The organism is Actinoplanes oblitus (assembly GCF_030252345.1).
GTDB lineage: Bacteria > Actinomycetota > Actinomycetes > Mycobacteriales > Micromonosporaceae > Actinoplanes > Actinoplanes oblitus.
In genome coordinates this window covers 101430-127437 of sequence record NZ_CP126980.1, presented here as the reverse complement: position 1 = coordinate 127437, position 26008 = coordinate 101430, and the positions used below count along the sequence as shown (strand labels likewise).

Genomic DNA, 26008 nt, shown 5'->3' with positions numbered 1-26008 from the left:
CTTGGGGAAAGGCATATCTAAAAGTGCCGGTGATCGTGTTGATCGGCGCCCAGTGGGGCGACGAGGGTAAGGGCAAAGCCACGGACCTGCTGGGTGACCGGCTCGACTACGTGGTCAAGTTCAACGGTGGCAACAACGCGGGCCACACCGTCGTCATCGACGGCGAGAAATACGCACTCCACCTGCTCCCGAGCGGGATCCTCTCCCCGAACGTCGTACCGGTGATCGGCAACGGTGTCGTCGTCGACCTGAACGTGCTGTTCCAGGAGATCGACGGCCTGGAGGCCCGGGGCATCAACACGTCCCGGCTGCGGATCAGCGCGAACGCGCACGTCATCGCGTCGTACAACCGCTCGCTGGACAAGGTGTCGGAGCGGTTCCTGGGCGCCCGCCGGATCGGCACCACCGGTCGCGGCATCGGCCCGACCTACGCCGACAAGATGAACCGGGTCGGCATCCGGGTGCAGGACCTCTTCGACGAGTCCATCCTCCGGCAGAAGGTCACCGCCGCCCTGGCCTTCAAGAACCAGGTGCTGTCGAAGATCTACAACCGCAGCGCGGTCAAGGTCGACGACGTCGTGCAGGAGCTGCTGTCGTACGTCGACCGGCTCCGGCCGTACGTCGCGGACACCGCCCTGGAGCTGTCCCAGGCGCTGGACAACGACAAGGTCGTGCTCTGCGAGGCCGGGCAGGCCACCCTGCTCGACGTCGACCACGGCACGTACCCGTTCGTGACCAGCTCGAACGCGACGGCCGGCGGCGCCTGCACCGGCTCCGGCATCCCGCCGACCCGGATCGACCGGGTGGTGGCCGTGCTCAAGGCGTTCACCAGCCGGGTCGGCGAGGGCCCGTTCCCCACCGAGCTGCACGACAAGTGGGGCGACTACCTGCGCGAGGTCGGCCACGAGTACGGCACCACCACCGGCCGCCCGCGCCGGATCGGCTGGCTCGACCTGGTGATCGGCCGCTACGCGCAGCGGATCAACGGCGTCACCGACTTCGTGCTGACCAAGCTGGACAACTACGACGGCCTGGACGAGATCCCGGTCTGCGTGGCCTACGAGGTGAACGGCGTCCGGCACGACGAGATGCCGATCAACCAGACCGACTTCCACCACGCCAAGCCGATCTTCGAGACGATGCCCGGCTGGAAGCAGGACATCTCCGGCTGCCGCAAGTTCGCGGACCTGCCCCAGGAGGCGCAGGACTTCGTCGAGTTCGTCGAGGCGCGGATCGGCGCGCGGATCTCGATCGTCGGCGTCGGCCCGGGCCGCGAGGCGGTCATCGAGCGGCACTCGGTGCTGAGCGAGGCCTAGGTCATGGAGGTCGTCATCCTCAGCCTGGCCGAGGGGTCGGGCGACTCGTGCGGTTCCGGATCCGCCGGCTGCGGCGGGTGCAACGCCCTCTGCGCCACCCCGCGGACCCCCGTGCTGGCCTGCGCCGACGCGCTCCGGGACGGTGGCGCGCGGGTGGAGACGGTGCTGGCCGGTTCGGATCAGGAGATCGACGCGGTGCTGGCCCGGTTCGACGGGCCGGCCCGGACCGACGGCCTGACCTGGCCGGGCCCGGCCGACGGCCCGCGCCTGGTGGTGGCCGTCGCCGCCGACGGGCAGCTGCGGGCCGTGGTGCGCCGGATGGTTCGCCGCTGGGCGCCGCCGCCCAGCAAGCGTCCCGCCGACCTGGCCGCCACCCGCACCGTGCCCGACCTGCCGCCGGTAGCGATCCTGCCGCTCGACCCGGCCGGCGACACGGATCTCGCCGCGCAGCTGGGCCTGCCGCGCAGCCCGTCCGACGTGGCCAAGGCGGTGCTGGCCGGCTCGGCGAAACGCCTCGACCTGCTGCGCAACGACGGCGGCTCGGTCACCCTGGACGGCGCGCTGCTCGGTGGCGCCGACGACAGCGGCGCGGCGGTCCCGTGGCGGGGCCGGGTCGAGGTCGACGACAGCGTCCTGAGCGAGGGCGAGGAGCCCATCCTGGCCTGCGCGATCGGCAACGGCGGTGGTTACGCCGAGTTCGACGGGTTGCGGCTGCTGGCCGAGGGAAACCCGGCCGACGGCCGGGTGGAGGTCGCGGTGGCGGTTCCGGTGGTGGTCAAGCAGCGTTTCAAGGGCACTCGGGTACGCGTGGAGGTGCGCCGGGCTCGCGGGCGTGCCGTGTCGGTGCTGCCCCGGGAGGGTGAGCTGCAGTTCCTTGACGACGGGGTGGCCGGCTCGACCAGCCGCAAGAGGTCCTGGTGGACCGAGGCGGGAGCCTGGGCCGTCTACGCGCCTTCTTCCTGAGGGAGATACCGGCGCCGCCGTCAAGATCAGCCCTGGCTGGCCGTAACGGTGGTATCCGGGCGGTATCCGGGGCCCGGACACCACCCTGAGCGCCAGCCACCAAACCCCGGCTGGCCGTAACGGTAGTATCCGGAGCCCGGACACCACCCTGAGCGCCAGCCACCAAACCCCGGCTGGCCGTGACGGTGGTATCCGGAGCGCGGACACCACCGTGAGCGCCAGCCACGAGACCTGCTGGCCGTGGCAGGAGCGCTGACACCACCAGTTGGCTACTGGTCGGCCCGACCCAGTTCGTCTGGGCCGGGCCGTTGTGGTCAGGAGAGAGCGTCGGCGGCGGCCGGGTCGCTGTCGCGGAGGAACTGGGCGCAGCGGGCCGCCTCGTCAGCCTCGCCGATCGCTGCAGCGGCCTGGGACAGCACGTGCAGGCAGCGGAGGAAACCCTGGTTCGGCTCGTGCGACCAGGGCACCGGCCCGTGGCCCTTCCAGCCGTTGCGGCGCAGGGCGTCGAGGCCGCGGTGGTACCCGGTGCGGGCGTAGGCATAAGCGGTCACCGGCTCGCCGGCAGCCAGAGCGTCAGCGGCCAGCGGGGCCCACACCGCGCTGTAGGCCGGGTACTTGGCCGCGACCGCTTTGAACGCCTCGTCGGTGCCGGCGGTCGCGGCGGCGGCCAGCTCCTGGTCGGCTTCGGCGTCGGCCGGCAGGCGCGTGGCCGGCGGCTCGGGAAGGAGGTTCTGCATGCCCTCATTCAACCCGGTCGCGCCACGATCATTCCGGCCGCTCGGCGATCGGCGTACCGAAAGCGGTTTTGATCTTGATTTGGCTTCGGACGGGCGGCCTCAGTCCCAGGCGGTGCCGAGGCGCATCAGGCGGTCCGAGTACTCGATCTGGGTCTGCCAGTCGCCCGGCCAGGCGCCGAGCCCGCGCGCCGCACCCGCGAACGCACCGGCCAGGCAGGCGATCGAATCCGAGTCGCCGGAGGACGCGGCGGCCCGGCCGAGGACGGTGACCGGCTCGTCCGGTGAGATCAGGTAGCAGTAGAGCGCGGTGGCCAGGGCCTCCTCGGCGATCCAGCCGGCGCCGGTGACCTGGCATGGGTCGCCCTCGAAACGCCCGGCCGCGAGACCCGCGGCGACCTTGTCCAGCACGGCCGCGCACTCGTCCCAGCCGCGCGCGATGAAATCCTCCGGCGAGTCGACCAGCGGCCGCCGCCACAGCTCACCGAGCCAGTCCCCGCGATAGTTCTTGCGCTGCTCATCGCAGCGATCGCGGAGGGCGGCGAGGAGGTCCGCCGGCGCGAGGCCGCCACGAAGCCAGAAGACGGCGTACGCGGTGAGCTCGCTCGCCGCAAGACCGGTCGGGTGCCCGTGGGTCAGCGCGGCCTGGAACTGTGCCACGCCGGCCCGCTGGTCCTCGGTCAGCCCGGGGACCAGACCGACCGGGGTCACCCGCATGTTCGCCCCGCAGCCCTTGGAACCCGACTGGGTCGCCTCGATCCACGGGCCGTTCCTGGCCAGTTCGCCGATCGCCCGCAGGCAGGTCATCCCCGGCGCGCGATCGTTCTCCGGGCTGTACGCCCAGGCCAGGAAACGACGCCGGAGCACCGGCTCGAGCCGCGCGGGCGTCGGGTCCGGCACCTCCAGGAGCGCCTCGCCGACCGCGAGCGCCATCTGGGTGTCGTCGGTGACCAGGGCCGGCTCGCCGGCGAGCTGCCGGGGACCGGCCAGGCCGTAGCGGGCGACGATGGCCGCATAGTCCATGAACTCGGTGGGTTTACCGAGCGCGTCGCCGTAGGCCAGTCCAAACATCGATCCCGATGCAGCACGCATGGGACAACTCTATGTTCGCCGTCAACGTTCGGGGTGTGCGCCGTCCGCTCGTGACGTTGGCGCACCATGGACGGCATGCCCGATCCCCTGCAACCGGTACTCGGCGGCGACGTGCCGTTCGACGCCACCGCCCACGAGATCGAATCTCGCGAAGAACTCGATACCCATCTGGCCAGGAACTCCCTCGCCGGTCTGATCGTTCTCGGTCTGCGACTGGACCGCAATCCGCCCGACCTGTCCGCCGTCGACGTCCGGGACACGCTCTTCGTCGGCTGTCACATCGTCTCGCCGGAGGTGGAGACCGACCTGATCCGCCGCGGCGCGCACCTGATCCCGTCGTTCCGCAGCTGTCCCTACCCGACCCATCCGGCGCTGCTGTACACGCCGGACGACCTGGCCGCCGGGTTCGCCGAGGCGGGCTTCGCCGGCATGTACGACACGCTCGTCTACCGGCACTTCCTGGATCACGGCGGCGCGGTGCCGGACGTCCGCGAGGCGGTCGCGCAGCGACTGCACGACGCCGGGATCGACAACGCGCTGGGCAAGGCGCTCTCCGCCTGGGCGGCCGAGCACGGCACCTCGGGTGCGGTCGGGATCATGGGTGGCCACGCCGAGCCGCGCGGCTCGGAGCCGTACCGGATGGCGGCGACGCTGGCCCGGCGGCTGGCCAAGGGTGGTCGGCTGATCGTCACCGGCGGCGGGCCGGGCGTGATGGAGGCGGCGAACCTGGGGGCGTACTTCGCCTCCCGGACCGAGCGGGACCTGGCCGCCGCCATCGACATGCTGGTACCCGCGCCGGACTTTCTGGACCACGACCCGTACACCGCTGCCGCGCTGGGTGTCCGGGCGGCCTACCCCCTGCCCGCGGTGGACCTGGCCGACCGGCTCCGGCACGGTGGCCTGGCCCTGCCCACCTGGCTGTACGGCCACGAGCCGGCCAACCTGTTCGCCGGACAGATCGGCAAGTACTTCTCCAACGCGGTCCGGGAGGACTCGATCCTGCGGCTGTCCCGGGGCGGCATCGTCTTCGCACCGGGCTGGGCCGGCACCGTGCAGGAGGTCTTCCAGGCCGCGACGAAGACGTTCTACCGCACCGACGGGCCGTCCGGGGCGTTCGTCTTCCTCGGCGTCGAGCACTGGACCAAGTTGCCGGTGGTCGACCTGCTGGGCACGCTGCTGGCCCGGTCACCGCACGGCGACCAGTCCGGGTTGATCGTGGTCACCGACTCGCTCGACGAGGCGATGACGGCGTTGGTCGGATAGGCGCTGGTCAGAGTGGGTTGGCGGGATAGCCCACACTGCGGGCATGGCGATTATCCTCCTGGTTCTGGTGGCCGTGGCGGCCATCGCACTCATGACGTTCGTGACCGGGCGCCAACAGCAGCGTGGCCCGGCACCCCGCCGGCGGCACCCCGGTGTTGCGGGGTTCCACGGCACCAGCGACGCGACCCCCGACAGCCCGACCGCCTACACCGACTCGTCGCCGATCTACTCCGACGACAGCGGCAGCCAGCATCACGGTCATGGACACCACCACCACGACTCGTCCTCCTGGAGCGACGGCGGTTCGTCGTCCTCCTGGAGCGACGGCGGGTCGTCGTCCTCCTGGAGCGACGGCGGGTCGTCGTCCTCGTGGGGTGACAGCGGAGGCGGCTCGTTCGGGGGCGGCGGGGACAGCGGCAGTTACTGAAACATCCATTACCAGCACGGGGAGTTGAACATGATTACGTTTTTCCTGATCGTGGCGGGTGTGGCGCTCGGAGCCGGTGCGGCTGTCGCCTATCGGCGGCGCGGCAACCCCGGGGACCCGACCTACCACGGTCCTGAGCCGACCGGCTACGAGGGCAGCATGGCCCGGCCCAACCCCGGCATCAGCGGGATGGGCGGCGTCTGATCCCGCGACGGGCGGCGGCGACAGCGGGGGTCGCCGCCGCAAGCCGGCCGGTCAGGCAGCGGCGGCCCAGCAACAGCGGGCCGGTGATGGCCGGCACAGCGACGGTCTGGCCGGCAGCGGCCGGTCAGGCGATGTGGACGCGGCGCCAGTGTGCCGCCGGCAGGTCCGCCTCCGGCACGTCGGTGAGCCCGTTCTCGTCCATCGCGTTGTAGATCGCGAGGCGGGCGCCGTCGAACAGGAACTCGATCGCGTGCAGCACCCGGGGCCGCCAGTCGGCCGGCGTGGTGCGCTCGATGATGTTGACGGCGCGCAGCGGGCGGCCGCGGGCGTTGCGCAGCGCGGCATGCGGGTCGGCGCGCCAGTCGAAATGCTCGTACATGTCGATCGGGACCGACATGTCGATCTGGTCCCAGGTGATGGCACACTCGTCGAATTTACGGTGAGTGATCTCTACGCGACTCGGTCCGAAGTCGAGGATGACCGGTCCGTCGGCGAACCAACCACGCTGAGCAACATCCCAGAGCAGCCAGCTCGATCGCAATTTCCGGCCGATGAGCCGCACGAACATGTGTCGATGCGTGGCGGCGAGGGCCTCGGCATCGTGATGCCACTCGGGTTTCCAACCCTCGATAGCGAGCACGATCACCGTCCCTTGATCAAGACTGGACGATCGTACCCATGTCGTTGCGTAACCACGCAAGACGACAGCGGCCGGTCCCCGCCAACGGGGACCGGCCGCTGTCGTTCGATTACTTCGAGAGAGTGGTTCCGGTGGAGCGGAGGTGCTCGCAGGCCTCGACGACGCGCTTGGCCAGACCGTTCTCGGCCAGCTTGCCCCAGGCGCGCGGGTCGTACGCCTTCTTGTTGCCGACCTCGCCGTCCACCTTCAGCACACCGTCGTAGTTGCGCATGATGTGGTCGACGACCGGGCGGGTGAACGCGTACTGCGTGTCGGTGTCGATGTTCATCTTCACCACGCCGTAGTCCAGGGCGCCGTGGATCTCCGAGAGCAGCGAGCCGGAGCCGCCGTGGAAGACCAGGTCGAGCGGCTTCTCCTTGCCGTACTTGGCGCCGATCGCGTCCTGGATCTCCTTGAGGATCTCCGGGCGCAGCTTGACGTTGCCCGGCTTGTAGACGCCGTGCACGTTGCCGAAGGTCAGCGCGGTCAGGTAGCGGCCCCGCTCGCCCAGGCCCAGCTTGGCGGCGGTGGCCAGGCCGTCCTCGACGGTCGAGTAGAGCTTGTCGTCGATCGCGGCGGAGACGCCGTCCTCCTCGCCACCGACGACGCCGACCTCGATCTCCAGGATGATCTTCGCGGCCGCGGCGGAGGCCAGCAGCTCCTCGGCGATCGCCAGGTTCTCGTCCAGCGGCACGGCCGAGCCGTCCCACATGTGCGACTGGAACAGCGGGGCGAGACCCTTGTTGACGCGCTCCTGGGAGATCGCGATCAGCGGACGGACGTACTTGTCCAGCTTGTCCTTGGGGCAGTGGTCGGTGTGCAGCGCGATGTTGACCGGGTAGTGCTTGGCGACCTCGGTGGCGTACTCGGCCAGCGCGACCGCGCCCGTGATCATGTTCTTGATCGTCGGGCCGGAGGCGTACTCGGCACCACCGGTGGAGATCTGGACGATGCCGTCGCTGCCGGCCTCCGCGAAGCCCTGCAGGGCCGCGTTGAGGGTCTGCGAGGACGTCACGTTGATCGCCGGGTAAGCGAACGCGCCGGCCTTGGCGCGATCGAGCATTTCGGCGTAGACCTCGGGAGAAGCGATAGGCATCGGTGCGCTCCTTGCTTTTGCAATGCGGGCAGCAGAGGGCAGGACCGCGCTGTCCTCCAGCAGGCAGTATTCCGCAGTCGCGGTGCGTAGCGGAAATCGCCCCGAAATTCGCCGCCGGGGAATCGACGCTTCCCGCCGCCCGGACCCGTCGGCGGCGTCTCCGGGCTGGTGTGTCCCGGTCCGGTCAAGCCCGTGGGCAGCCGGAAGGCAGCGACTCTCGGTAGTCCCATCCGTCGCTCCGGCGCGCCGGTCCCACCCCTCGGACCGCCGCACCGCGAGCGACATCACAAATCTTCCCGCTCGTCCACCGTGCGGCCGCCCGTCACTCGCCACACAACGCTCGACTTCCACCACCTATGGCCGACGCCCCAGAGGCCCGATTTCCACCGCTCGCAGCGCAGGTCCCAACGCCCGGCTTCCGCCACTCGCGACTCATTGCTCAACCTCCGCCAGCCGCAGCCCACGTCCCGACTTCCACCACCCGCGGCTCGATGCTCAACCCCCGCCAGCCAACGCCCGCTGGCCGCCGCTCTACGCCCACCGGCCGCCGCTCAACGCCCACCGATCAGTGGACCCGGCCAGAAGCAGCACCCGCCCGCCGAGACGACGGGCCACTGCGGAAGCGCCGCCCGGCCGAAGCACCACCCGACCAGGGAACGGCGCGCGGGGCGAGGGTTACCCGGCGATCGGTGTCGGTTTGTGCGGCATCAGGGCGGGCAAGCGCGCACCATGGACAGGAGCCGGCGACACGAGAGGGGAGCCGAGGATGACGCGCCTGATTGAGGAAGCCGACCTGGAGACACCCGAGGTCGACGCCGCCGAGCAGGCGGTGAACGCGATCCCCGCCTGGCAGGACGACGACGCCGAGGAACCGCCGACCGCCACCGAGGCGAACGAGTGGGACGCCGAGGAGCAGCGCCGCGTCGTCGAGTTCGACGACGAGTACCGCTGACCCGGCGGGCTCAGCGCGCGACGTATTTCGGGTTCGCCACCGCCCACGCCGCCAACCGATCATCGCGGATCGCCTGGTAGAGGCTGTCGCCGACAGCGGGATAGATCGACTCACGGTATTTCGCGTCGCCGGCGGGATGGAACGTCGTCTCCCGGATGCCGATCAGTTTCGGCTTGCCGAGGGCGCCGGCCACCGCGAGCAGACCGGTCACGTTGCCGTCGACCCGGATGCCGGATTTCGCCGCGTCCAGCAACCGCGGCAGCCCCGCCGGGTCGGGTGTCCCGTTGCCGCCGCTCACCTTGGTGGCCAGCGCCCGCAGGAAGGCCTGGGCGTTCTGATCGCGGTCGTAGGTGCCGTGCCGCAACCCGATCCTGGCCCTCAGCAGCGGAGCCACCTCACTGCCGTCGATCTGCTGGCAGCCCCTGGCGAACCCCGCGCGCCCGAAGGCGGGGTCGATCGCCTGGCTCAGGCACATCCGCACCCCGCCAACCGCGTCGGTGACCGCGCTCAACGCGCTGAAGTCGACAGTCACGGTGGCATCCGGCTCGATGCCGGTCAGTCTCGCCACGGTCTCGCGGACCAGCGCCGGACCGCCGTACGACAACGCGTAGTTGAGCTTGTCGGTGCCGAAACCGGGGATGTCCACAGCCCCGTCGCGAGGGAAGCTGATCATCCATGCCGCGCTGCGATCGGCGGGCACGTGCAGCAGCATCACCGTGTCGGCTCGGGCGACCTCCTCGGTGACCGGGCGGTCGCTGCCGATCAGCAGCACGTCGACCGGGCCGGTGATCGGGGCTGTCGCCGCGTCGACCATCGGCGCCACCTCCCCCGCCGGTGATCCCCGATGTCCCCAGCCACTGGACACGACCGGCAGGGCGGCGCCGGCGAGCAGCACCGCGGCGGCGGCGCCGATCACTCGCTGCTTGGCGCGACGGCGCTTCACACGTACCCAAGCGAAGTCGATGCGGTCGCGCACCGGCGCCGCATCCGGGACCAGCGCCTCGTGTCGCTCGAAAGCCGCCCGAAGTTCCTCTTCCACCTTGCTCATCGCGCCACCTCCGCTGCGCTCCGGCGTCGCAATGAGCTGACAACTGTGCCCACTGATTCACTCGCAAGCTCGCTCATGGCGCCACCTCCGCCGCGCTCCGGCGTCGCGATGAGCTGACAACCGTGTTCACAACTGAGTCACTCGCAAGCTCACTCATCGGGCCTCCACCAGCTCGGCGCGCAGCGCGTCGAGCCCTCGCGAGATGGACGATCGGACCGTCCCGACGGCGCAGCCGAGGATGTCGGCGATCTCCTGGTCGGGCAGGTCCTCGTAATACCGCAGGACCAGGGCGGCACGCTGGCGGCGCGGCAGGCCGGCCAGCAGCGACCAGACCCGGTCACGCTCGGCGCTCTCGGCGGCATGGTCGGTGGGCGCCGCGGTGACCGGGTCGGGATCGGCCCGCAACAGGACCCGGCGCCACCAGGAGGTGCGACGCGACTCGATGAACTGGTTCGTCATGATCCGGCGGACGTAGCCGTCGGGCGAGTCGCTGCGGGCGACCCGGCGCCAGTGCAACTGGACCCGGACCATGGTCTCCTGCACCAGGTCCTGCGCGGCGTTCGGATCGCCGGTGAGCATGACGGCATAACGCAGCAACGCGCTGAGCCGGCTGTCGGCGAATTCCTCGTAGGTCACGGGCACCTCCGCTCCTACGACGGGATCGACCACCGGAATCATTGCGGCCGCCAGCAAATCGATCGCACCGATCTCGCGGCGCTGCGACCATCTACCGCGTGCTGCTAACTGTGACGACGACGCATCGGCCGGCGACCGACCTTGGATACCTGTTGGTCAAACACCCCGACAAGGTCCATCAGTTCGACATGCCCACCGGTACGGCGTACGTCATGTTCCCCGAGGCCACCGAGGAGCGCTGCACCGCGGCCCTGCTGCTGGACGTCGATCCGCAGCGGCTGCGCGCCCGCGCCGACGCCTTCGAGCTCAGCCAGTACGTCAACGACCGTCCCTACGCCGCGTCCAGCCTGCTGGCCAGCGCCCTCTCCAAGGTCTTCCGCAGCGCCCAGCGCGGCACCTCGAAGGACCGCCCGGAGCTGACCGGCCAGGCGATCCCGCTGGAGATCCGGGTGCCGGTGCTGCGCGGCACCCCCGACCTGGTCGGCCGCCTGTTCACGCCGCTGGGCTGGACGGTCACCGCCACCCCCATCCCGCTGGAGCCGGTGCTCGGCGGCGACAGCCGGTACGTCGAGCTGACCCTGTCCGGCACCCTCCGCCTCGCCGACGCCCTCAACCACCTCTACGTGCTGCTCCCGGTGCTGGACGACGGCAAGCACTACTGGGTGGCCCCGGACGAGATCGAGAAACTGCTCCGCTCCGGCGCCGGCTGGCTGGCCGGCCACCCGGAGAAGGTGCTGATCGCCCGGCGCTATCTCGCGCACCGCAAGTCGCTGGCCACCACCGCGCTGGAGCTGCTCGACGCGGACCAGCCGGTCACCGAGGAGGAGGCCGAGCTGCCGGTGACCCGCAAAGCGCCGCTGGCCGCCCAGCGACGCGACGCGGTGCTCGCCGCGCTCGCCGAGACCGGCGCCACCCGGGTGCTCGACCTGGGCTGCGGACCCGGCGCGCTGCTCTCCGCCCTGCTCAAGGAGGCCCGGTTCACCGAGATCGTCGGGGCGGACGTCTCGGCGCGGGCGCTGGACCAGGCCGCCCGCCGGCTCCGGCTGGACCGGATGCCGCAGCGGCAGCGGGATCGGATCAAGCTGATCCAGACCGCGCTGACGTACCACGACGACCGGCTCACCGGTTACGACGCGGCGGTGCTGATGGAGGTGATCGAGCATGTCGACCTGCCCCGGCTCCCGGCCCTGGAGGCCAGCGTGTTCGGTCGCGCCCGGCCCGGTGCCGTCGTGGTGACCACGCCGAACGTGGAGTACAACGTGCACTACGAGGGCCTGACCGGGATGCGGCACTCGGACCATCGCTTCGAGTGGACCCGCGCCGAGTTCGCCGCCTGGGCGGACCGCGTCGCTTCCCAGTACGGCTACACCGTGACCATCCGCGGCGTCGGTGATGAGGACGAGACCACCGGGGCGCCCACCCAGCTCGCGCTGTTCGCGAAGATCGAAGCAACGACGGAGGTGACCGCATGATCGACATTCCCGAGCTCAGTCTGGTCGTGCTCGTCGGCATCTCCGGATCCGGCAAGTCGACGTTCGCCCGCACGCACTTCGCGCCGACCCAGGTGCTCTCCTCGGACTTCTTCCGTGGCCTGGTCGCCGACGACGAGAACGACCAGTCGGCCTCCGCGGACGCCTTCGAGGTGCTGCACTACGTGGCCGGCAAGCGGCTGGCCGCCGGCCGGCTGACCGTGGTGGACGCCACCAACCTGCAGTCCCATGCCCGCGCCGCGCTGATCAAGGTGGCCCGTGAGCACGACGTGCTGCCGGTCGTCGTGGTGCTGGACGTGCCCGAGTCGCTGGCCTGGGAGCGCACGCAGGCCCGCCCGGACCGTACCTTCGATCGCCGGGTCCTCAGCCGGATGCACCGTGACCTGCGACGTTCGCTGGGTCAGCTGGCCCGCGAGGGGTTCCGCAAGGTGCACGTGCTGCGCGGCGAGGAGGAGATCGCCGGCGCGCAGATCCGCTACGAGAAGCTGTTCAACGACCGGCGCGACGAGCACGGCCCGTTCGACATCGTCGGTGACGTGCACGGTTGCCGCGCCGAGCTGGAGACGCTGCTGGGCAAGCTGGGCTGGGAGATCGTCACCGACGACGCCGGCCGTCCGGTCGACGCGAGCCACCCGGAGGGCCGCACCGCGGTCTTCGTCGGTGACCTGGTCGACCGTGGCCCGGACTCGCCGGGTGTGCTGCGCCTGGTGATGGGCATGGTGGCGGCCGGCCACGCGATCTGCGTGCCGGGCAACCACGAGCAGAAGCTGGCCCGCAAGCTGAACGGGCGCAACGTGCAGCTCACCCACGGCCTGCCGGAGACCCTGGAGCAGCTGGCCGCCGAGCCGGACGAGTTCGTGGCCGAGGTGCGCTCCTTCATCGAGGGCCTGGTCAGCCACTACGTGCTGGACGACGGCAAGCTGGTGGTGGCGCACGCCGGGCTGAAGGAGGCATACCACGGTCGCGCCTCCGGCCGGGTGCGCAGCTTCGCGCTCTACGGCGAGACGACCGGCGAGACCGACGAGTACGGCCTGCCGGTCCGCTACCCGTGGGCGCAGGAGTACCGCGGTTCCGCCGCCGTCGTCTACGGCCACGTGCCGACCCCGCGTGCCGAGTGGCTGAACAACACCATCTGCCTGGACACCGGATGCGTCTTCGGCGGCGCCCTGACCGCACTGCGCTGGCCGGAGCGGGAGCTGGTCGGCACGCCGGCGGCGAAGGAGTACTACGCGCCGGTGCGGCCGCTGTTCACCGCGGTGCCGGAGCCGGACCGCGGACTGGACATCGCCGACGTCACCGGGCGCAAGCACCTCGATTACGGGTACGGCCGGACCACCGTCCCCGCCGAGAACGCCGCCGCCGCCCTGGAGGTGATGGGCCGCTTCGCCGTCGACCCGGCGACCCTGATCTGGCTGCCGCCGACCATGGCGCCCTGCTCCAGCTCCACCGTCGACGGCTTCCTGGAGCACCCGACGTCCGCCTTCGCCGACCTGCGCGCGGCGGGCGTCGACCGGGTGGTCTGCGAGGAGAAGCACATGGGCTCGCGGGCCGTGGTCCGGATCTCGGCGTCCGGCGAGGGCGACGCGATCTGGACCCGGACCGGCCGCCCGTTCTTCGGCCCGGAGCTGACCGAGCCGCTGCTGGCCCGGGTCCGCGCCGCTGCCGAGCCGATCCTGGCGGAGCTTTCGACCGGGTGGCTGCTGCTCGACACCGAGCTGCTGCCCTGGTCGGCGAAGGCCGGCAGCCTGATCCGGGAGCACTACGCCGGGGTGGGCGCGGCCGGCCGGGCCGCGCTGCCGGCCGCCCGGGAGGTGCTGGACCGGGTGGCCGCCCGGGGCCTGGACGTCGCCGCGCTGCGGGACCGGATCGACCTGCGCTCCGCGGAGATCGACGGCTACTCGGCGGCGTACCGGGCGTACGTGAAACCGACCGACGGCCTGACCGGCATCACGCTCGCGCCGTTCGCGGTGCTGGCCGGTGCCGGGGTGTCGTTCGCCGGCAAGGACCACGGCTGGCACCTGGCGATCGCGGACCGCCTGGTCGCCGACGACCCGGAACTGTTCACCCCGACCCGGCGGATGGTGCTCGACCTGGCCGACCCGGCCGCCGAGGCGGAGGCCGTCGACTGGTGGCTGACGCTGACCGGGGCGGGTGGCGAGGGCATGGTGGTCAAGCCGTACGCCGGACTGGCCGCCGTGGACGGCAAGGGCCGGCTGGTGCAGCCCGGCGTGAAGTGCCGCGGCCGGGAGTACCTGCGGATCATCTACGGCCCGGAGTACACCCGGCCGGAGCAGCTCGACCGGCTCCGGCAGCGCAACCTCGGCCGCAAGCGGAACCTGGCGCTGCGCGAGCACGGGCTGGGCCTCGCGGCGCTGGACCGGCTGGCCGGGGGCGAGCCGTCCTGGCGGGTGCACGAGCTGGTCTTCGCGATCCTGGCAGCGGAGTCGGAACCGGTCGACCCGCGCCTGTGAGCCCATTCGGGGGCATCGGTCTTACATCGGGCCGGCGCCCCCGTTTCCGGCCGGTGAGCACAAGGTATCCACAGCAGTCGTACAGGTTTGGCGAGTGTCCGGGCCGGTACCCTGCATGGCGTGGACATCCGTGCGCTCACCGAGCAGCTCGCCCTCAATCCGCTGGACGCGGCGGATCTGCTGCACACGTTCGGCCTCTACGGCGTGTGGGCCATCCTCTTCGCGGAGACCGGCTTGCTGGTCGGCTTCTTCTTCCCCGGCGACTCGCTGCTGTTCCTGGCGGGCATCGCGGCCTCCCCGGTCGCCGACGCCCTGTTCGGCGACGGGACTCGGATCTCCCTGACCGGCCTGCTGATCGGCGCACCCCTCTGCGCGATCGCCGGCGCCCAGTTCGGGCACTGGCTCGGCGCGAAATACGGCCGCCGGATGTTCGACCGCCCCGACTCGAAGCTGTTCAAGCGGGAGTACGTGGAGAAGGCGGAGCACTACTTCCAGAAGTTCGGCCCGGCCAAGGCAGTGGTTCTGGCCCGGTTCATCCCGATCGTCCGCACGTTCCTGAACCCGGTGGCCGGCGCCCTCGGCATGCCGGCCCGCCAGTTCCTCCTGTGGAACGTGGTGGGCGCGGTCCTCTGGACCGACGGCGTGCTGCTGATCGGTTACGCCCTGGCCAAGCAGATCTACAACACCATCGGCGACAAGATCGACCACTACATCCTGCCGGTGGTCGTGCTGATCGTGCTGATCTCGGCGCTGCCGATCTTCATCGAGATCATCCGTGAGCGGCGGGCGAAGAAGAACGGCGAGCCGGGTCCGCCGGCGGCGGCAGCGGTCGGCGTGGTGGCCGCGGCCAGCATCGCCGGGCTCGCCGAGGCGGCGACCCAGCACCACTCGGAGGACGACGAGGACCGCAACCGCCGTCCGCGTTCCCACCGCGCCTGATCGCGGTCCACCACCCGGCCGGCCCGACTCCCCGGGCCGGCCGTCGTGTTTCAAAAAGACCCGATTTGCGTACGCCCAGAGCACGGTGCTGCCGACGCACGGTTCGGCCCGTTCAGCTTCGGGCACAGCACGGCCCACACACGACGCGGGGTTGTTCACGCCCCGGATTGCGCCACCGACGCACGGCCCTGGCTGTTCACGTTCGAGCACGGCGCCGCCCACGCATGGCGCGAGGTTGTTCAGTTCCGGGCATGGCGCTGCCGACGCACGGCGCGCAGTTGCTGACTCTCCGGGCATGGCGCTGCCGACGCACGGCGCGCAGTTGTTCACTCTCCGGGCATGGCGCTGCCGACGCACGGCGCGCAGTTGTTCACTCTCCGGGCATGGCGCTGCCGACGCGTGGCGCATGGGGCGCCGCGTCGGCCGTACCGTAAAGCCTCGGGTTTGATCGTGAAGCGGCCGACGCGATCCAGCCGGCCGTAGGGATGGCCGGCTGGCAGCGTCAGTGCGGTCCCGCTAAACCGTGACCACGGCGGAACCGGAGAGCCGGTCCAGGAACGCCTCCGGGCAATCCCGGAGATTTTCCAACCGGCCGGCGGCCAGTGCCTTGTAGGTCAGCGCCGCCGCCTCCTCGAGGTTGCGGGCGCGCTTGTGTGCCAACTCCACCGAGTCGCCCATCACCACGCAGCCGTGCTGGCTGAGCACCAGGCAATCGGTGCCGTCCGCGGCCATCGCCGCGGTCAGCGCGGCCAGCTCGGTAGTGCCCGGCAACCGGAACGGCACAGTCGACACCCGGCGCAGGTAGAACGCGTGGTCGGTGGTGACGATCCGGATGTGCTCGCCGAGCGCGTCGAGCAGCAACGCGGTCTGCGGGTGCAGGTGCACCACGGCGTTGACGTCCGGCCGGGCGCGGTAGAGCGCCAGGTGCAACGCCAGCTCGCTGGTCGGCTCGATACGCGGCGGCGGCAGGGCGCCGACCGTCGCGGGCTCACCGTCAGTGATGCGCACCGGCGCGAAGCTGGCCCGGCTGAGCCGGTCGAGCCACGCGCCGCTCGCAGTGACCCAGATGGCGTCCTCGTCGGGGATCCGAGCGGACAGATTGCCGCCAGATCCGCACACGAGGCCGGCCTGGACCACGTCGTAACCCACGTGCGCGAGCTGGTCACGCAGGTCACCGGGGACGTAGTTCACCCGATCCTCCTCTAATCGCCAGGGGTGGCCAGGGAAGAGGTCCTCGGCCTGGCGTCACGCCCCCATGTTTTCAGTGACGCCAGGCAGTGCCCATCGATCAGCGAGCCTTCTTCGTCGCCCGCTTGCGGGGCGGCGTCAGCAGGTCGGCAATCGTCGCGATGGCGGTCGGCACCAGGCGGTAGTACGCCCAGACTCCCCGCTTCTCCCGCTCCAGCAGACCCGCCTCGGTCAGGATCCGCAGGTGGTGACTCACAGTCGGCTGCGAGAGGCCCAGCGGGGCCGTCAGGTCGCAGACACACGCCTCACCATCCGTCGCGGACTGGATAAGGCTCAGCAGCCGCAGCCGAGCCGGGTCGGCGAGCGCTTTGAGCACTCCCGCCAGACGCTCGGCGTCAGCGCGTTCAATCGGCTCACCGGCAAGCGGCGAGATCTGAGGCATAGTCATTTCCGCCAACGCAGTTCCCACGATCTCCATCCTTCCACCAACTGCATCGATTCTCCTGCATGTGAGCAGGAACGAACCGGCTAACTTTCAGGCCGTAAGGCCGACGTCGATCGCCGTCTCGGTCAACCCCCGGCGCGGGCCGGAGCCCCGAACCACACCGCTCATCCGATCAACCTTTCCGCCGACACCGACTTCGGTCTCTGCCTCCTGCAACGCCTCAGCCGCCATCTGGTCGCTACCCATCCGTGTCGAGCTCTCGATCCCCTTCTCGGGAGTGAGCCAACCCACATTGTCAATTCATCGATTGTTTCGGTTCACCGACCCAGACGACGACTCGACTGATTCGGCTCACCGGCCCGGACGATGACTCGACACGGAACGCGTCGACACCATCACGCGACGCTGCGCGATCAACGGGTCGCTACGCGCCTCACGACCCGATGAAAGCACGACGCCACGCTGCGCGACGGGCAATTCAGTGATGAATTTACCCAGGTCTTGCCGTGCTCCCATGACATCGAGCGTACTGGCTTGAAGGAAACCGGAATCTTTCGCCCCGCCGGGACGAACGGAACTATTGACCCCGCGCTCTACATGCCTCTGTAAACAAGGTTTACCGATCGGACAACGGATCTCGACCTTTCCGGCGACCATAGATGCAGCTCAAAGCACCTAACACCGCCACGGTACCCAGCCACCCCTTCAGATGACCTGGTAGCCGCGCTGTGAGAGTGCTGTGAACCCCAGAAATCACGTTTGTCCATCCAGGCGAAAACACCCACCGGACGGCCGATCTCCTGCTATCCGGACAGCCGATCGGGTGACAGTGAAGGAAACCGTCTGTACCCGTTCGAGTGACCCACAGTCGTCGATACGGAACCGGATCTAGGTGAGCACCGACAAGGTCACTCGGACGGGCGGCGCCAGTATTCGTCATCGGATCCAGGCGCGGGCCGGTTCACCGCCGGGTCACCCGACAGGGGCATGGGCCCACTGTGGCCTTGAACACTCTCTGTAGCCGACTGCGATCCCGCTTCATGTACCGAACCCTGCGTCATGACGCCCGACGATCGCTCATCCCTGGCGGATGATCCTTCTCGGACACCCGCGGTGGTCGCCGGGGAGTCATCGACAGCTGGCTCAGTCGGCAACCCGACGGCTCCCGGTCCGTCGGCGAGTCCGTCGGCGAAGCCACCGCCCGCCGATCCATCCGCAGCGGGCCCGATCGTGGCCGCTCCATCCGCAGCCGACCCGCCCGTGGCAGCGCCACCCGCAGCCGACCCGCCCGTGGCAGCGCCACCCGCAGCCGACCCGCCCGTGGCAGTCCCACCCGCAGCCAGCCTGCCTGTGGCAGCCCCATCCGCGGGCGATCCACCCCCGGCTGCTCCACTCGCAGCCGGTCCGTCAGCAGTCGCTCCAGACGCGGCCGGTCCGCTCACGGCCGCTCCACCCGCGGTGGACGCGCCGACAGCCGCTCCGCTGGCAACCGCTCCGCCTGTGGCTGATCCGCCCGAGAAGGACCCGTCAGCAGCCGGACCGCCGGTTGTCGGGGCGCTGCCGACGGGCGGATAGCTGACCGAGGTAGCGGGCGGCATGTAACCCGAAAGATCAGGCGCGGGTGCGGCGCCTGCCGTGGCGTCCGGCTGGGGCGCCCCGAAAGGAGTATGCGGAGGCGAGTCCGGCGTCCCGTGGGGCGCGGCGTAGGCACCGGGCATCCCGGTTGTGCCGTGCGGCATGCCAAAGGAACCGGGCGCCCCGGGAACGCCTTGAGAAGCGGCATAGGGACCGGGCATCCCCGGCCCGGCATACGGACCAGGCATCCCCGGCCCGGCATAGGAACCAGGCATCCCCGGCCCGCCCTGAGGCGCGGCATAGGCACCGGGAACCCCCGGCGCGGCGTAGGGGCCAGGCATCCCCGGCACACCCTGCGGCGGGGCGTACGGGCCGGCCATCCCCGGCGTAACCGGCGAACCGTGGGATCCGGCGTAGGGGCCGGGCGCCCCCGGGACAGCGGACGAACCGAACGGCGAAGGCGGCGCGGTGAACGGATGCGCACCGGACGCCGGACGAGGCGCATAGCCGAAGAAGCTCCGCGGGGCAGCCAGCAGCATCGCGCCCACCGCCAGGTAGGCGAGCACCTGCAGAGCGCTGACCACCACGTTCAGCCCCAGCCACCCTTCCGGGTATGCCGAGGCGAGCACGTCACCGAGTGACCCCGGCACCGGGTCGCCGGAACGCTGCACCAGCACCGTGATGAACGACCCGAGCCCGCCGAGCACACCGAGCACGCTGACCACCAGCCCGGCGATCCGGGCCACCCGGCTGCCCCGGCGCAGCGCCAGGCCGAGCACCACGAAGAGCGCGAAGACCAGGATCGACAGCACCGCGGCGAGCGCCGCGTCCAGCCAGATCACCGAGACGAAGTTGTCCGCCTCGTCGCCGGTCGCCGCGTGCTTGAACCGGCTGACAGTGCCGGCCGCGACCACCACCGTGGCGATCGCATAGCAGAGCCCGGCCGCACCCATCAGCCAGAGCAGGCCGGAGGCGGTCGTCACAGCCGGCGGCCGGGCCGCGGTGGACGGCGGCGGCGCGGCGACGGGCGGCTGGGCGGCGTAGGACATCGATGGCTCCCGCGGTGATCGGCTGGCCACGAACCTACCGCGTGGCCGGCCCCTGACGTGGGCGGACCGGTACGCCTGTGGACAAGCGAACCGGCCCGCCTGTGGACAGACGGGCCGGTTCGCGAATCAACGGGCAGGATGGGGTCAGGCCGGGTCCTGCGGTGGCCGCCGCTCCTCGGCCGACTGAGCGGGCGGCGCCTCCTGCTCCGAGCCGGCCGGAGGCACGGAGCCGGCCGGAGGCGCGGACTCCGGCGCCGAGCCGGCCGGGGGCGCGGACTCCGGCCAGCCAGCCCAGGCCGCGGGCTCCGGCGCGTGGCCGGTTGAGGGGGTGTGGGGCACCTGCCACGGATCACTCGCCGGCCCGAACTCAGCCGGAGCCTGAGCGGATTCCGGCACCGACGCCGCCGGCTGCCCGGGAGTGCCCGAGTAAGGCCCGCCGGCCGGTGGGTACCCGCCCGGGTACCCCGGCTGCTCCGGATACCCACCCGCTCCGGGATAACCGGGCTGCTGTCCCGGATACCCGGGATACGCCGCCGGCTGCCCCGGATACGACGACTGCCCGGGATACGGCGCCGCCCCACCAGGCTGCCCCGGATACGACGACTGCCCGGGATACGGCGCCGCCCCACCAGGCTGCCCCGGATACGGCGACGGCCCACCACCAGCCTGCTGCCCCGGATACGGCGGCAACCCCGGCACCGGCTGCCCCGGCTGCCCGAACCCAGGCTGCCCACCCCCCGGCTGCCCATACCCGGCCGCGTACGGCTGCCCGAACTGATACGGCCCCCACCCGGCCACCGGCTTCTTGAAGAACCGGTTCGACGGCGGCACCGCCAGCAGAATGATCACCGCGATCAGCGCACCGAGCGTGAACAGCGTGAAGATCACCCCGGCCGACTCGAACCAGCCGGGCACCACGTCCGCCAGCCGCGCGTCCAGCTCCCGCTGGCTGGGCAGCTGGCCCGTCCCGGTCGAATTCTCGCCGGCCACCGTGGCGAACTGGGTGACCAGCACGATCGAGGTGTACGGCACGACCACCGCGCAGCACGTCAGCAGCCCGGCGACCACCCAGGTGATCACCCGGGACGGCTGCTTGCCGCGCAGGTTGAAGATGCCGAGCAGGGTCAGACCGACGGCGACGATCAGATAGATCACGATGGTCATCACCGACAGCGAGGTGAGGCCGGCGCCGAAGTCCTCGAACTCGGTGCCGCTGTACTCGTCCGCGTAGACGTCCCCGGCGCCGTTGAGGGCGGAGAAGGTGAGAAACGCGTAACCCACCTGAGCCGCGGCGATGACGAAGAGCAGCACTGATGAGATCGTCACGGTGGTCGGCCGGCCGTGTGGCGGCGACGCCCCGAGGTATGGCGGCGGGTAGGTGGGAACGGTCACAGAGTCCTCCTCTAGATCCATTCACGGTATCGGCCGGAGGCCACGTCTCGCGACCGGCGTACACGCTGCGCAACGCTGTGGCAACATCGGGCGACGATGACTCATCTGCCCGTGGAAGGGGTCGCTCGTTCGAGGGGCGGCATCGCTGGACGCCACCACCTAGACTTCCATGGCGTGGCGTCCCGCAGGCACCTGAGACCTCCAACGCCACCCGCTGCCCGCACGAGTCGCCCGCCCCGCTCACCCATCGCCGGGGCCGAGGCAGACCGATGCCGGGCGCCTTCCCGATTGCGCCGGCCGCGTGACCACACCGCGGCCGCCCCAGACCTGACAAGGACCGGTGAGTCCCATGCCGCACGCAGACACCCTGACCGTCGTTCACCATGACGACACCCGGACCCGCTTCAAGGACGTCCGGTATCAACTTCATCGAGACGGGATCAGGATCTGGTCCTCCGACGGCGAGCACGCCATCACGGATGTCCTGATGACCCACGCCTACCGGCATCGCGAAGCAGCCTCCTAGACGACGAAAGGCCCCGGAGATCCGGGGCCTTTCTCGTGACCGGGCTCAGCCGCGCTGGACCGCCAGACCGTCCATCGTCTCGTTGATCGAGACCACCACGGTGTCCCCGTCCCGGATCTCACCGCTCAGCAACGCCCTCGCGAGCAGGTCGCCGATCGTGGCCTGGACCAGCCGCCGCAGCGGCCGCGCCCCGTAGATCGGGTCGTATCCGTGCTCGCCCAGCCACTCGACCGCCTGGTCGGTGACGAAGAGCGTGAGCCGCCGCTCGGCGAGCCGCGACCGGAGCCGGCCGAGCTGGATGTCCACGATCTGGGTCAGGTCGTCCTTGGTCAGGGCGTGGAAGACCACGATGTCGTCGAGCCGGTTCAGGAACTCGGGCTTGAAGTGGCCCCGGACCGCGGCCAGCACCTCGTCGTGCCGTTCCTCCTCGGTCATCGTGAAGTTGGCGTCGGCCGAGCCCAGGTTCGAGGTGAGCACCAGGATGGCGTTGCGGAAGTCGACAGTCCGGCCCTGGCCGTCGGTGAGCCGCCCGTCGTCGAGCACCTGGAGCAGCACGTCGAACACGTCCGGGTGGGCCTTCTCCACCTCGTCGAGCAGGACCACGCTGTACGGCCGCCGCCGCACCGCCTCGGTCAGCTGGCCACCCTCCTCGTAACCGACGTAGCCGGGCGGGGCGCCGACCAGCCGGGCGACCGAGTGCTTCTCGCCGTACTCGCTCATGTCGATCCGGACCATCGCCCGCTCGTCGTCGAAGAGGAATCCGGCCAGGGCCTTGGCCAGCTCGGTCTTGCCGACGCCGGTCGGGCCGAGGAACAGGAAGCTGCCGGTGGGCCGGTCCGGGTCGGCGATGCCGGCCCGGGCGCGCCGGACGGCGCTGGCCACCGCGGCCACCGCCTCGCTCTGCCCGACCACCTTGGCCTGCAGGGACTCCTCCATGCGGAGCAGTTTGGCGGTCTCGCCCTCCATCATCCGGCCGGCCGGGATGCCGGTCCACGAGGAGATCACCTCGGCGATGTCGTCGGCGCCGACCTCCTCCTTGACCATCGGCGGCTCGGCGCTCTCCTCCTCCGACTCGGCGGCCGCCTCGATCCCCTTCTCCAGGGCCGGGATCACCTCGTAGAGCAGGCGGGACGCCTCGAGCAGGTCACCGTCGCGCTGGGCCCGCTCCTGCGCCGCCTTCGCCTCGTCGAGCTGCTTCTTCAGCTCACCGACCCGGTTCAGCCCGCCGCGCTCGCGCTCCCACCGCGCGTTCAGCGCGGTCAGCTCCTCCTCGCGGTCGGCCAGGTCACGCTCCAGTCGCTCGAGCCGGGCCACCGACGCCGGGTCGGTCTCCTTGCCGAGGGCGAGCCGCTCGACCCGCATCCGGTCGACCTGGCGCTGGAGCTGGTCGAGCTCGACCGGCCGGGAGTCGATCTCCATGCGGAGCCGGGAGGCGGCCTCGTCGATCAGGTCGATCGCCTTGTCCGGCAGGAACCGGTCGCTGATGTAGCGGTCCGAGAGGCTGGCCGCGGCGACCAGCGCGGCGTCGGTGATCTGCACCCGGTGGTGCGCCTCGTAACGTCCCTTGAGGCCGCGCAGGATCCCGATGGTGTCCTCGACGGTCGGCTCGCCGACCACCACCGGCTGGAAGCGCCGCTCCAGGGCCGGGTCCTTCTCGATGTGCTCGCGGTACTCGTCGAGGGTGGTGGCGCCGACCATCCGCAGCTCACCGCGGGCGAGCATCGGCTTGAGCATGTTGCCGGCGTCCATCGAGCCCTCGCCCTTGCCGGCGCCGACGACAGTGTGCAGCTCGTCGAGGAACGTCACGACCTGGCCGTTGGAGCTGCGGATCTCCTCCAGCACGCTCTTGAGCCGCTCCTCGAACTGGCCGCGGTACTGCGCGCCGGCCACCATCGCGCCCAGGTCCAGGGAGACCAGCTTCTTGTCGCGCAGGGTCTCCGGCACGTCGCCGGCCACGATCCGCTGGGCCAGGCCCTCGACGATGGCGGTCTTGCCGACGCCGGGCTCACCGATCAGGACCGGATTGTTCTTGGTACGCCGGGACAGCACCTGCACGACGCGGCGGATCTCGGCGTCCCGCCCGATGACCGGGTCGATCTTGCCCTCGCGGGCCTGTGCGGTCAGGTCGACGCTGTACTTCTCCAGCGACTTGTAGGTCTGCTCGGGGTCGGCGTTGGTCACCTTCCGATCCCCGCCGCGCACCTGCGGGAACGCGGCGACCAGCGTCTCCTCGCCGGCGCCGGCATCCTTGAGCGCGCGGCTGACCGCGCCACCGGTGCGGGCCAGGCCGGCGAGCAGGTGCTCGGTCGAGATGTACTCGTCGCCGAGCGGCTTGGCGATCAGCTCGGCCTCGCCGATCGCGTTGACGAACTCGCGGGACAGGCTCGGCTCGGCGGTGCTGGCTCCCCGCGCGCTGGGCAGCTGCTCGACGGCCCGGGCCGCGGCCCGGCGCACGTCGGCCGGGTTGGATCCGACCGCGCGCAGCAGCGCGGGCGCGGTCGACCCGGCGGTGTCCAGCAGCGACAACAACATGTGCCACGGCTCCACCGTGGCGTGCCCGCTCCGGGCGGCATTGGCCACCGCGCCGGTGATCACGTCGCGGCTCTTGGTGGTCAAACGTTCGGCGTTCATGAGCTCCCCTGATCGGCTTCCCACCGGGTGTAACCCAACAGACTTGAGCGTATTCCACTCAACTTTAGCTCGCCCGTGGCAACCCCGCGTGATGGTCACCACCTGCGAAAGCGCTCTCTCCTGATCGGACGTAACGTTTGGCTGGTGACGCGCCTCCTGTCGCGGCGGCTGCTCCCGCTCGGCTTCATCTTTCTCGCCTCCGGGGTGGCGACCGCGGTGGTCGGCCCGTTCCTCGGCCTGTTTCTCAGCACCGCGGTGCACGCGAGCCCGTTCCAGGTTTCCGCGTTCCTGATCGTCGCCTCCCTCTCCGGGGTGGCGATGTCGCAGGTGATCGGCCGGATCTCGGACCGTCGCCCGATCCGGCGCATGTTGCTCATCGCCGCCGCCCTGGCCGGCTGCGCGGGCACCGGGCTCACCTCGATGATCCGGGACTACTGGGTCCTGCTGGCGCTGACCGTCACCGCCACGGCGTTCGCCGGCTCGTTCTATCCGCAGTCGTTCGCCTATGCCCGGCAGGTGCTCGCCGGCGACGACCCGGGCCGGGCCGCGATGGGCATCAGCGCACTGCGCACGATCTTCTCGATCGCCTGGGTCGGCGGTCCGCCGCTTGCGGCGATCCTTCTGGACAAAACCGATTTCCGGTACGTCTATGGCACCGCCGCCGTCCTCTATCTCGTCGCCGCCCTGATCGCCGTGCGCTGGCTGCCCGAGATCGAGGCACCCGCCAGTACCCCGTCGGAGCGAGGCGCCCGGGTCCGTCCGCCGCGCGCGATCTACCCGATCATCGGCGGCTTCGTCCTGCTCACCACCACGATGGTGCTCGGCGTGCAGGCGATGTCCCTGTACGTCAGCACCGACCTGCACGGCTCGGTCGGCGACGCCGGCCTGATCCTCGGGCTCTGCGCGGCCCTGGAGATCCCGCTGATGCTCGGCTTCGGTGCGCTCAGCACCAGGATGCCGCTGCGCCGGCTGATCCTGGCCGGCACGGTGTGCGCGGTGGCCTATCAGGCGGTGGCGGCGACCGCCCAGTCGATCGGGATGCTGGCCGCCGCCCAGGTGCTGAACGCCCTGTTCATCGCGGCCACCTCCGGGATGGGCATCTCTTACGTGCAGGAGATGATGCCGGCGCACCCGGGCCGGGTGACCACGATGTTCACCAACGCCTTCCCGCTCGGCAACATCCTCGCGGCACCGCTCTTCGGCATCGCGCAGGTGCACGGCTACCGCCTGGCGTACGGAATGAATCTGGTCCTCGCCGTCCTCGGCCTGCTCCTGCTGCTGGTGGCGAAGCCGCCGGCGATCCCGGCGACCGCGCCACTGGCCGAGCTGAGTGCCGAGCAGGACTGACACTCCGCGACGTAAATCACTCTCCGCGGGCTAACGTGGAGATCGTGCGCGTACGGGTGGAACAGACTCCGCTGCCGGGTATCGGTGTCCGACACGACCTGGTGACCTCCTCCGGGCGTACCGTCGGGGTGGTCTCGCACCGCAACGGGCGTCGCGACCTGGTGCTCTACGACGTGGACGACCCGGACTCGTGCCTGGCCTCGATCCCGCTGACCGACGACGAGGCGGAGGCCCTGGCCGACGTCCTCGGCGCGTCGCTGATGCTCAGCCAGCTGGCCGGCCTGCGCCAGCAGGCGGCCGGGCTGCTCACTGAGCAGATCGCGCTGCCGGCCGGTTCGCCATTCGTCGGCCGGCGCCTCGGCGACACCCGGGCCCGCACCCGCACCAGTGCGTCGATCGTGGCGGTGCTGCGCGACCGCGAGGTGATCCCGTCCCCCGGCCCCACCTTCCAGTTCGAGGCGAACGACGTGGTCGTCGCCGTCGGCACCCGCGACGGCCTGGACGGTGTCACCGCCATCCTGGCCGGCGACACCGACGGCTGAGTT

Annotated in this window: 22 protein-coding genes; 11 read left to right on the top strand and 11 right to left on the bottom strand. The window is 70.7% G+C overall.

Annotated elements, in window-relative coordinates:
• The first annotated feature begins 23 nt into the window (after nt 1-23).
• The gene (locus Actob_RS00565) at nt 24-1316 is read left to right on the top strand and encodes an adenylosuccinate synthase (RefSeq protein WP_284917949.1); all 1293 of its coding nucleotides are present in this window, start codon (nt 24-26) and stop codon (nt 1314-1316) included.
• A gap of 3 nt (nt 1317-1319) precedes the next feature.
• Entirely contained in the window at nt 1320-2279 is a 960-nt protein-coding gene (locus tag Actob_RS00560) for a diacylglycerol kinase family protein (RefSeq protein WP_284917948.1), read from the top strand.
• Between the two features lie 314 nt (nt 2280-2593).
• Here the strand turns inward: Actob_RS00560 and Actob_RS00555 are convergent, their stop codons facing one another.
• Together Actob_RS00555 and Actob_RS00550 are read right to left on the bottom strand one after the other, a co-directional pair.
• Nucleotides 2594-3016, bottom strand: coding sequence for a DUF3151 domain-containing protein (locus Actob_RS00555; protein ID WP_284917946.1), 423 nt, complete (start codon nt 3014-3016; stop codon nt 2594-2596).
• A gap of 99 nt (nt 3017-3115) precedes the next feature.
• Nucleotides 3116-4105 carry an ADP-ribosylglycohydrolase family protein gene (locus Actob_RS00550; RefSeq protein WP_284917945.1) on the bottom strand — a complete coding sequence of 330 codons (990 nt, stop codon included), beginning with the start codon at nt 4103-4105 and terminating at the stop codon, nt 3116-3118.
• 75 nt (nt 4106-4180) lie between these two features.
• On the opposite strand from Actob_RS00550, the gene Actob_RS00545 reads away from it, so the two are divergent.
• Genes Actob_RS00545 through Actob_RS00535 form a run of 3 tightly spaced genes read left to right on the top strand, consistent with a single transcriptional unit; the run spans nt 4181 to nt 5999 of the window.
• A complete protein-coding gene (locus Actob_RS00545; RefSeq protein WP_284917944.1) occupies nt 4181-5368 on the top strand; it encodes an LOG family protein in 1188 nt (395 codons plus the stop codon).
• Nucleotides 5369-5411: 43 nt separating this feature from the next.
• Entirely contained in the window at nt 5412-5795 is a 384-nt protein-coding gene (locus Actob_RS00540; RefSeq protein WP_284917943.1) for a hypothetical protein, read from the top strand.
• A gap of 30 nt (nt 5796-5825) precedes the next feature.
• A complete protein-coding gene (locus Actob_RS00535; RefSeq protein ID WP_284917942.1) occupies nt 5826-5999 on the top strand; it encodes a hypothetical protein in 174 nt (57 codons plus the stop codon).
• Between the two features lie 124 nt (nt 6000-6123).
• On the opposite strand, the gene Actob_RS00530 is transcribed toward Actob_RS00535, so the two are convergent.
• Together Actob_RS00530 and fbaA are read right to left on the bottom strand one after the other, a co-directional pair.
• Nucleotides 6124-6645, bottom strand: coding sequence for a hypothetical protein (locus Actob_RS00530; RefSeq protein ID WP_284917941.1), 522 nt, complete (start codon nt 6643-6645; stop codon nt 6124-6126).
• Between the two features lie 103 nt (nt 6646-6748).
• Nucleotides 6749-7774 carry a class II fructose-bisphosphate aldolase gene (fbaA, locus tag Actob_RS00525; protein WP_284917940.1) on the bottom strand — a complete coding sequence of 342 codons (1026 nt, stop codon included), beginning with the start codon at nt 7772-7774 and terminating at the stop codon, nt 6749-6751.
• A gap of 766 nt (nt 7775-8540) precedes the next feature.
• Between fbaA and Actob_RS00520 the strand changes: the two genes are divergently transcribed.
• Complete coding sequence (locus Actob_RS00520) at nt 8541-8726, top strand: hypothetical protein (RefSeq protein WP_284917939.1); 186 nt, start codon at nt 8541-8543, stop codon at nt 8724-8726.
• 10 nt (nt 8727-8736) lie between these two features.
• On the opposite strand, the gene Actob_RS00515 is transcribed toward Actob_RS00520, so the two are convergent.
• Nucleotides 8737-9774: an LCP family protein gene (locus Actob_RS00515; RefSeq protein ID WP_284917938.1), complete on the bottom strand. Its 1038-nt coding sequence runs from the start codon at nt 9772-9774 to the stop codon at nt 8737-8739.
• A gap of 153 nt (nt 9775-9927) precedes the next feature.
• On the bottom strand, nt 9928-10410 hold the full coding sequence (locus Actob_RS00510; protein ID WP_284917937.1) for a SigE family RNA polymerase sigma factor: 483 nt from the start codon (nt 10408-10410) through the stop codon (nt 9928-9930).
• 98 nt (nt 10411-10508) lie between these two features.
• On the opposite strand from Actob_RS00510, the gene Actob_RS00505 reads away from it, so the two are divergent.
• From Actob_RS00505 to Actob_RS00495, 3 genes are all read left to right on the top strand, one after another.
• The gene (locus tag Actob_RS00505; RefSeq protein WP_284917936.1) at nt 10509-11882 is read left to right on the top strand and encodes a 3' terminal RNA ribose 2'-O-methyltransferase Hen1; all 1374 of its coding nucleotides are present in this window, start codon (nt 10509-10511) and stop codon (nt 11880-11882) included.
• Nucleotides 11879-14371 (top strand): polynucleotide kinase-phosphatase, encoded by a 2493-nt coding sequence (locus tag Actob_RS00500; protein WP_284917935.1) that lies wholly within the window; start codon nt 11879-11881, stop codon nt 14369-14371. The genes Actob_RS00505 and Actob_RS00500 overlap by 4 nt, the downstream gene beginning before the upstream one ends.
• A 120-nt stretch (nt 14372-14491) precedes the next feature.
• On the top strand, nt 14492-15310 hold the full coding sequence (locus Actob_RS00495; protein ID WP_284917934.1) for a DedA family protein: 819 nt from the start codon (nt 14492-14494) through the stop codon (nt 15308-15310).
• 516 nt (nt 15311-15826) lie between these two features.
• On the opposite strand, the gene Actob_RS00490 is transcribed toward Actob_RS00495, so the two are convergent.
• The 5 genes from Actob_RS00490 to clpB form a co-directional block, all read right to left on the bottom strand.
• Complete coding sequence (locus Actob_RS00490) at nt 15827-16501, bottom strand: class II aldolase/adducin family protein (RefSeq protein ID WP_284917933.1); 675 nt, start codon at nt 16499-16501, stop codon at nt 15827-15829.
• A 97-nt stretch (nt 16502-16598) separates the two neighbouring features.
• Nucleotides 16599-16976 carry an ArsR/SmtB family transcription factor gene (locus Actob_RS00485; protein ID WP_014440216.1) on the bottom strand — a complete coding sequence of 126 codons (378 nt, stop codon included), beginning with the start codon at nt 16974-16976 and terminating at the stop codon, nt 16599-16601.
• A gap of 875 nt (nt 16977-17851) precedes the next feature.
• Nucleotides 17852-19567 carry a hypothetical protein gene (locus tag Actob_RS00480; RefSeq protein WP_284917931.1) on the bottom strand — a complete coding sequence of 572 codons (1716 nt, stop codon included), beginning with the start codon at nt 19565-19567 and terminating at the stop codon, nt 17852-17854.
• A 144-nt stretch (nt 19568-19711) separates the two neighbouring features.
• On the bottom strand, nt 19712-20959 hold the full coding sequence (locus Actob_RS00475) for a hypothetical protein (protein ID WP_284917929.1): 1248 nt from the start codon (nt 20957-20959) through the stop codon (nt 19712-19714).
• A 571-nt stretch (nt 20960-21530) separates the two neighbouring features.
• Nucleotides 21531-24116 (bottom strand): ATP-dependent chaperone ClpB, encoded by a 2586-nt coding sequence (gene clpB / locus Actob_RS00470; protein ID WP_284917928.1) that lies wholly within the window; start codon nt 24114-24116, stop codon nt 21531-21533.
• A gap of 144 nt (nt 24117-24260) precedes the next feature.
• Here clpB and Actob_RS00465 point away from each other — a divergent pair, with 144 nt between their 5' ends.
• Nucleotides 24261-25463 (top strand): sugar efflux transporter, encoded by a 1203-nt coding sequence (locus Actob_RS00465; protein ID WP_284917927.1) that lies wholly within the window; start codon nt 24261-24263, stop codon nt 25461-25463.
• 44 nt (nt 25464-25507) lie between these two features.
• Complete coding sequence (locus Actob_RS00460) at nt 25508-26005, top strand: cation:proton antiporter regulatory subunit (RefSeq protein WP_284917925.1); 498 nt, start codon at nt 25508-25510, stop codon at nt 26003-26005.
• The last annotated feature ends 3 nt before the right edge of the window (nt 26006-26008 follow it).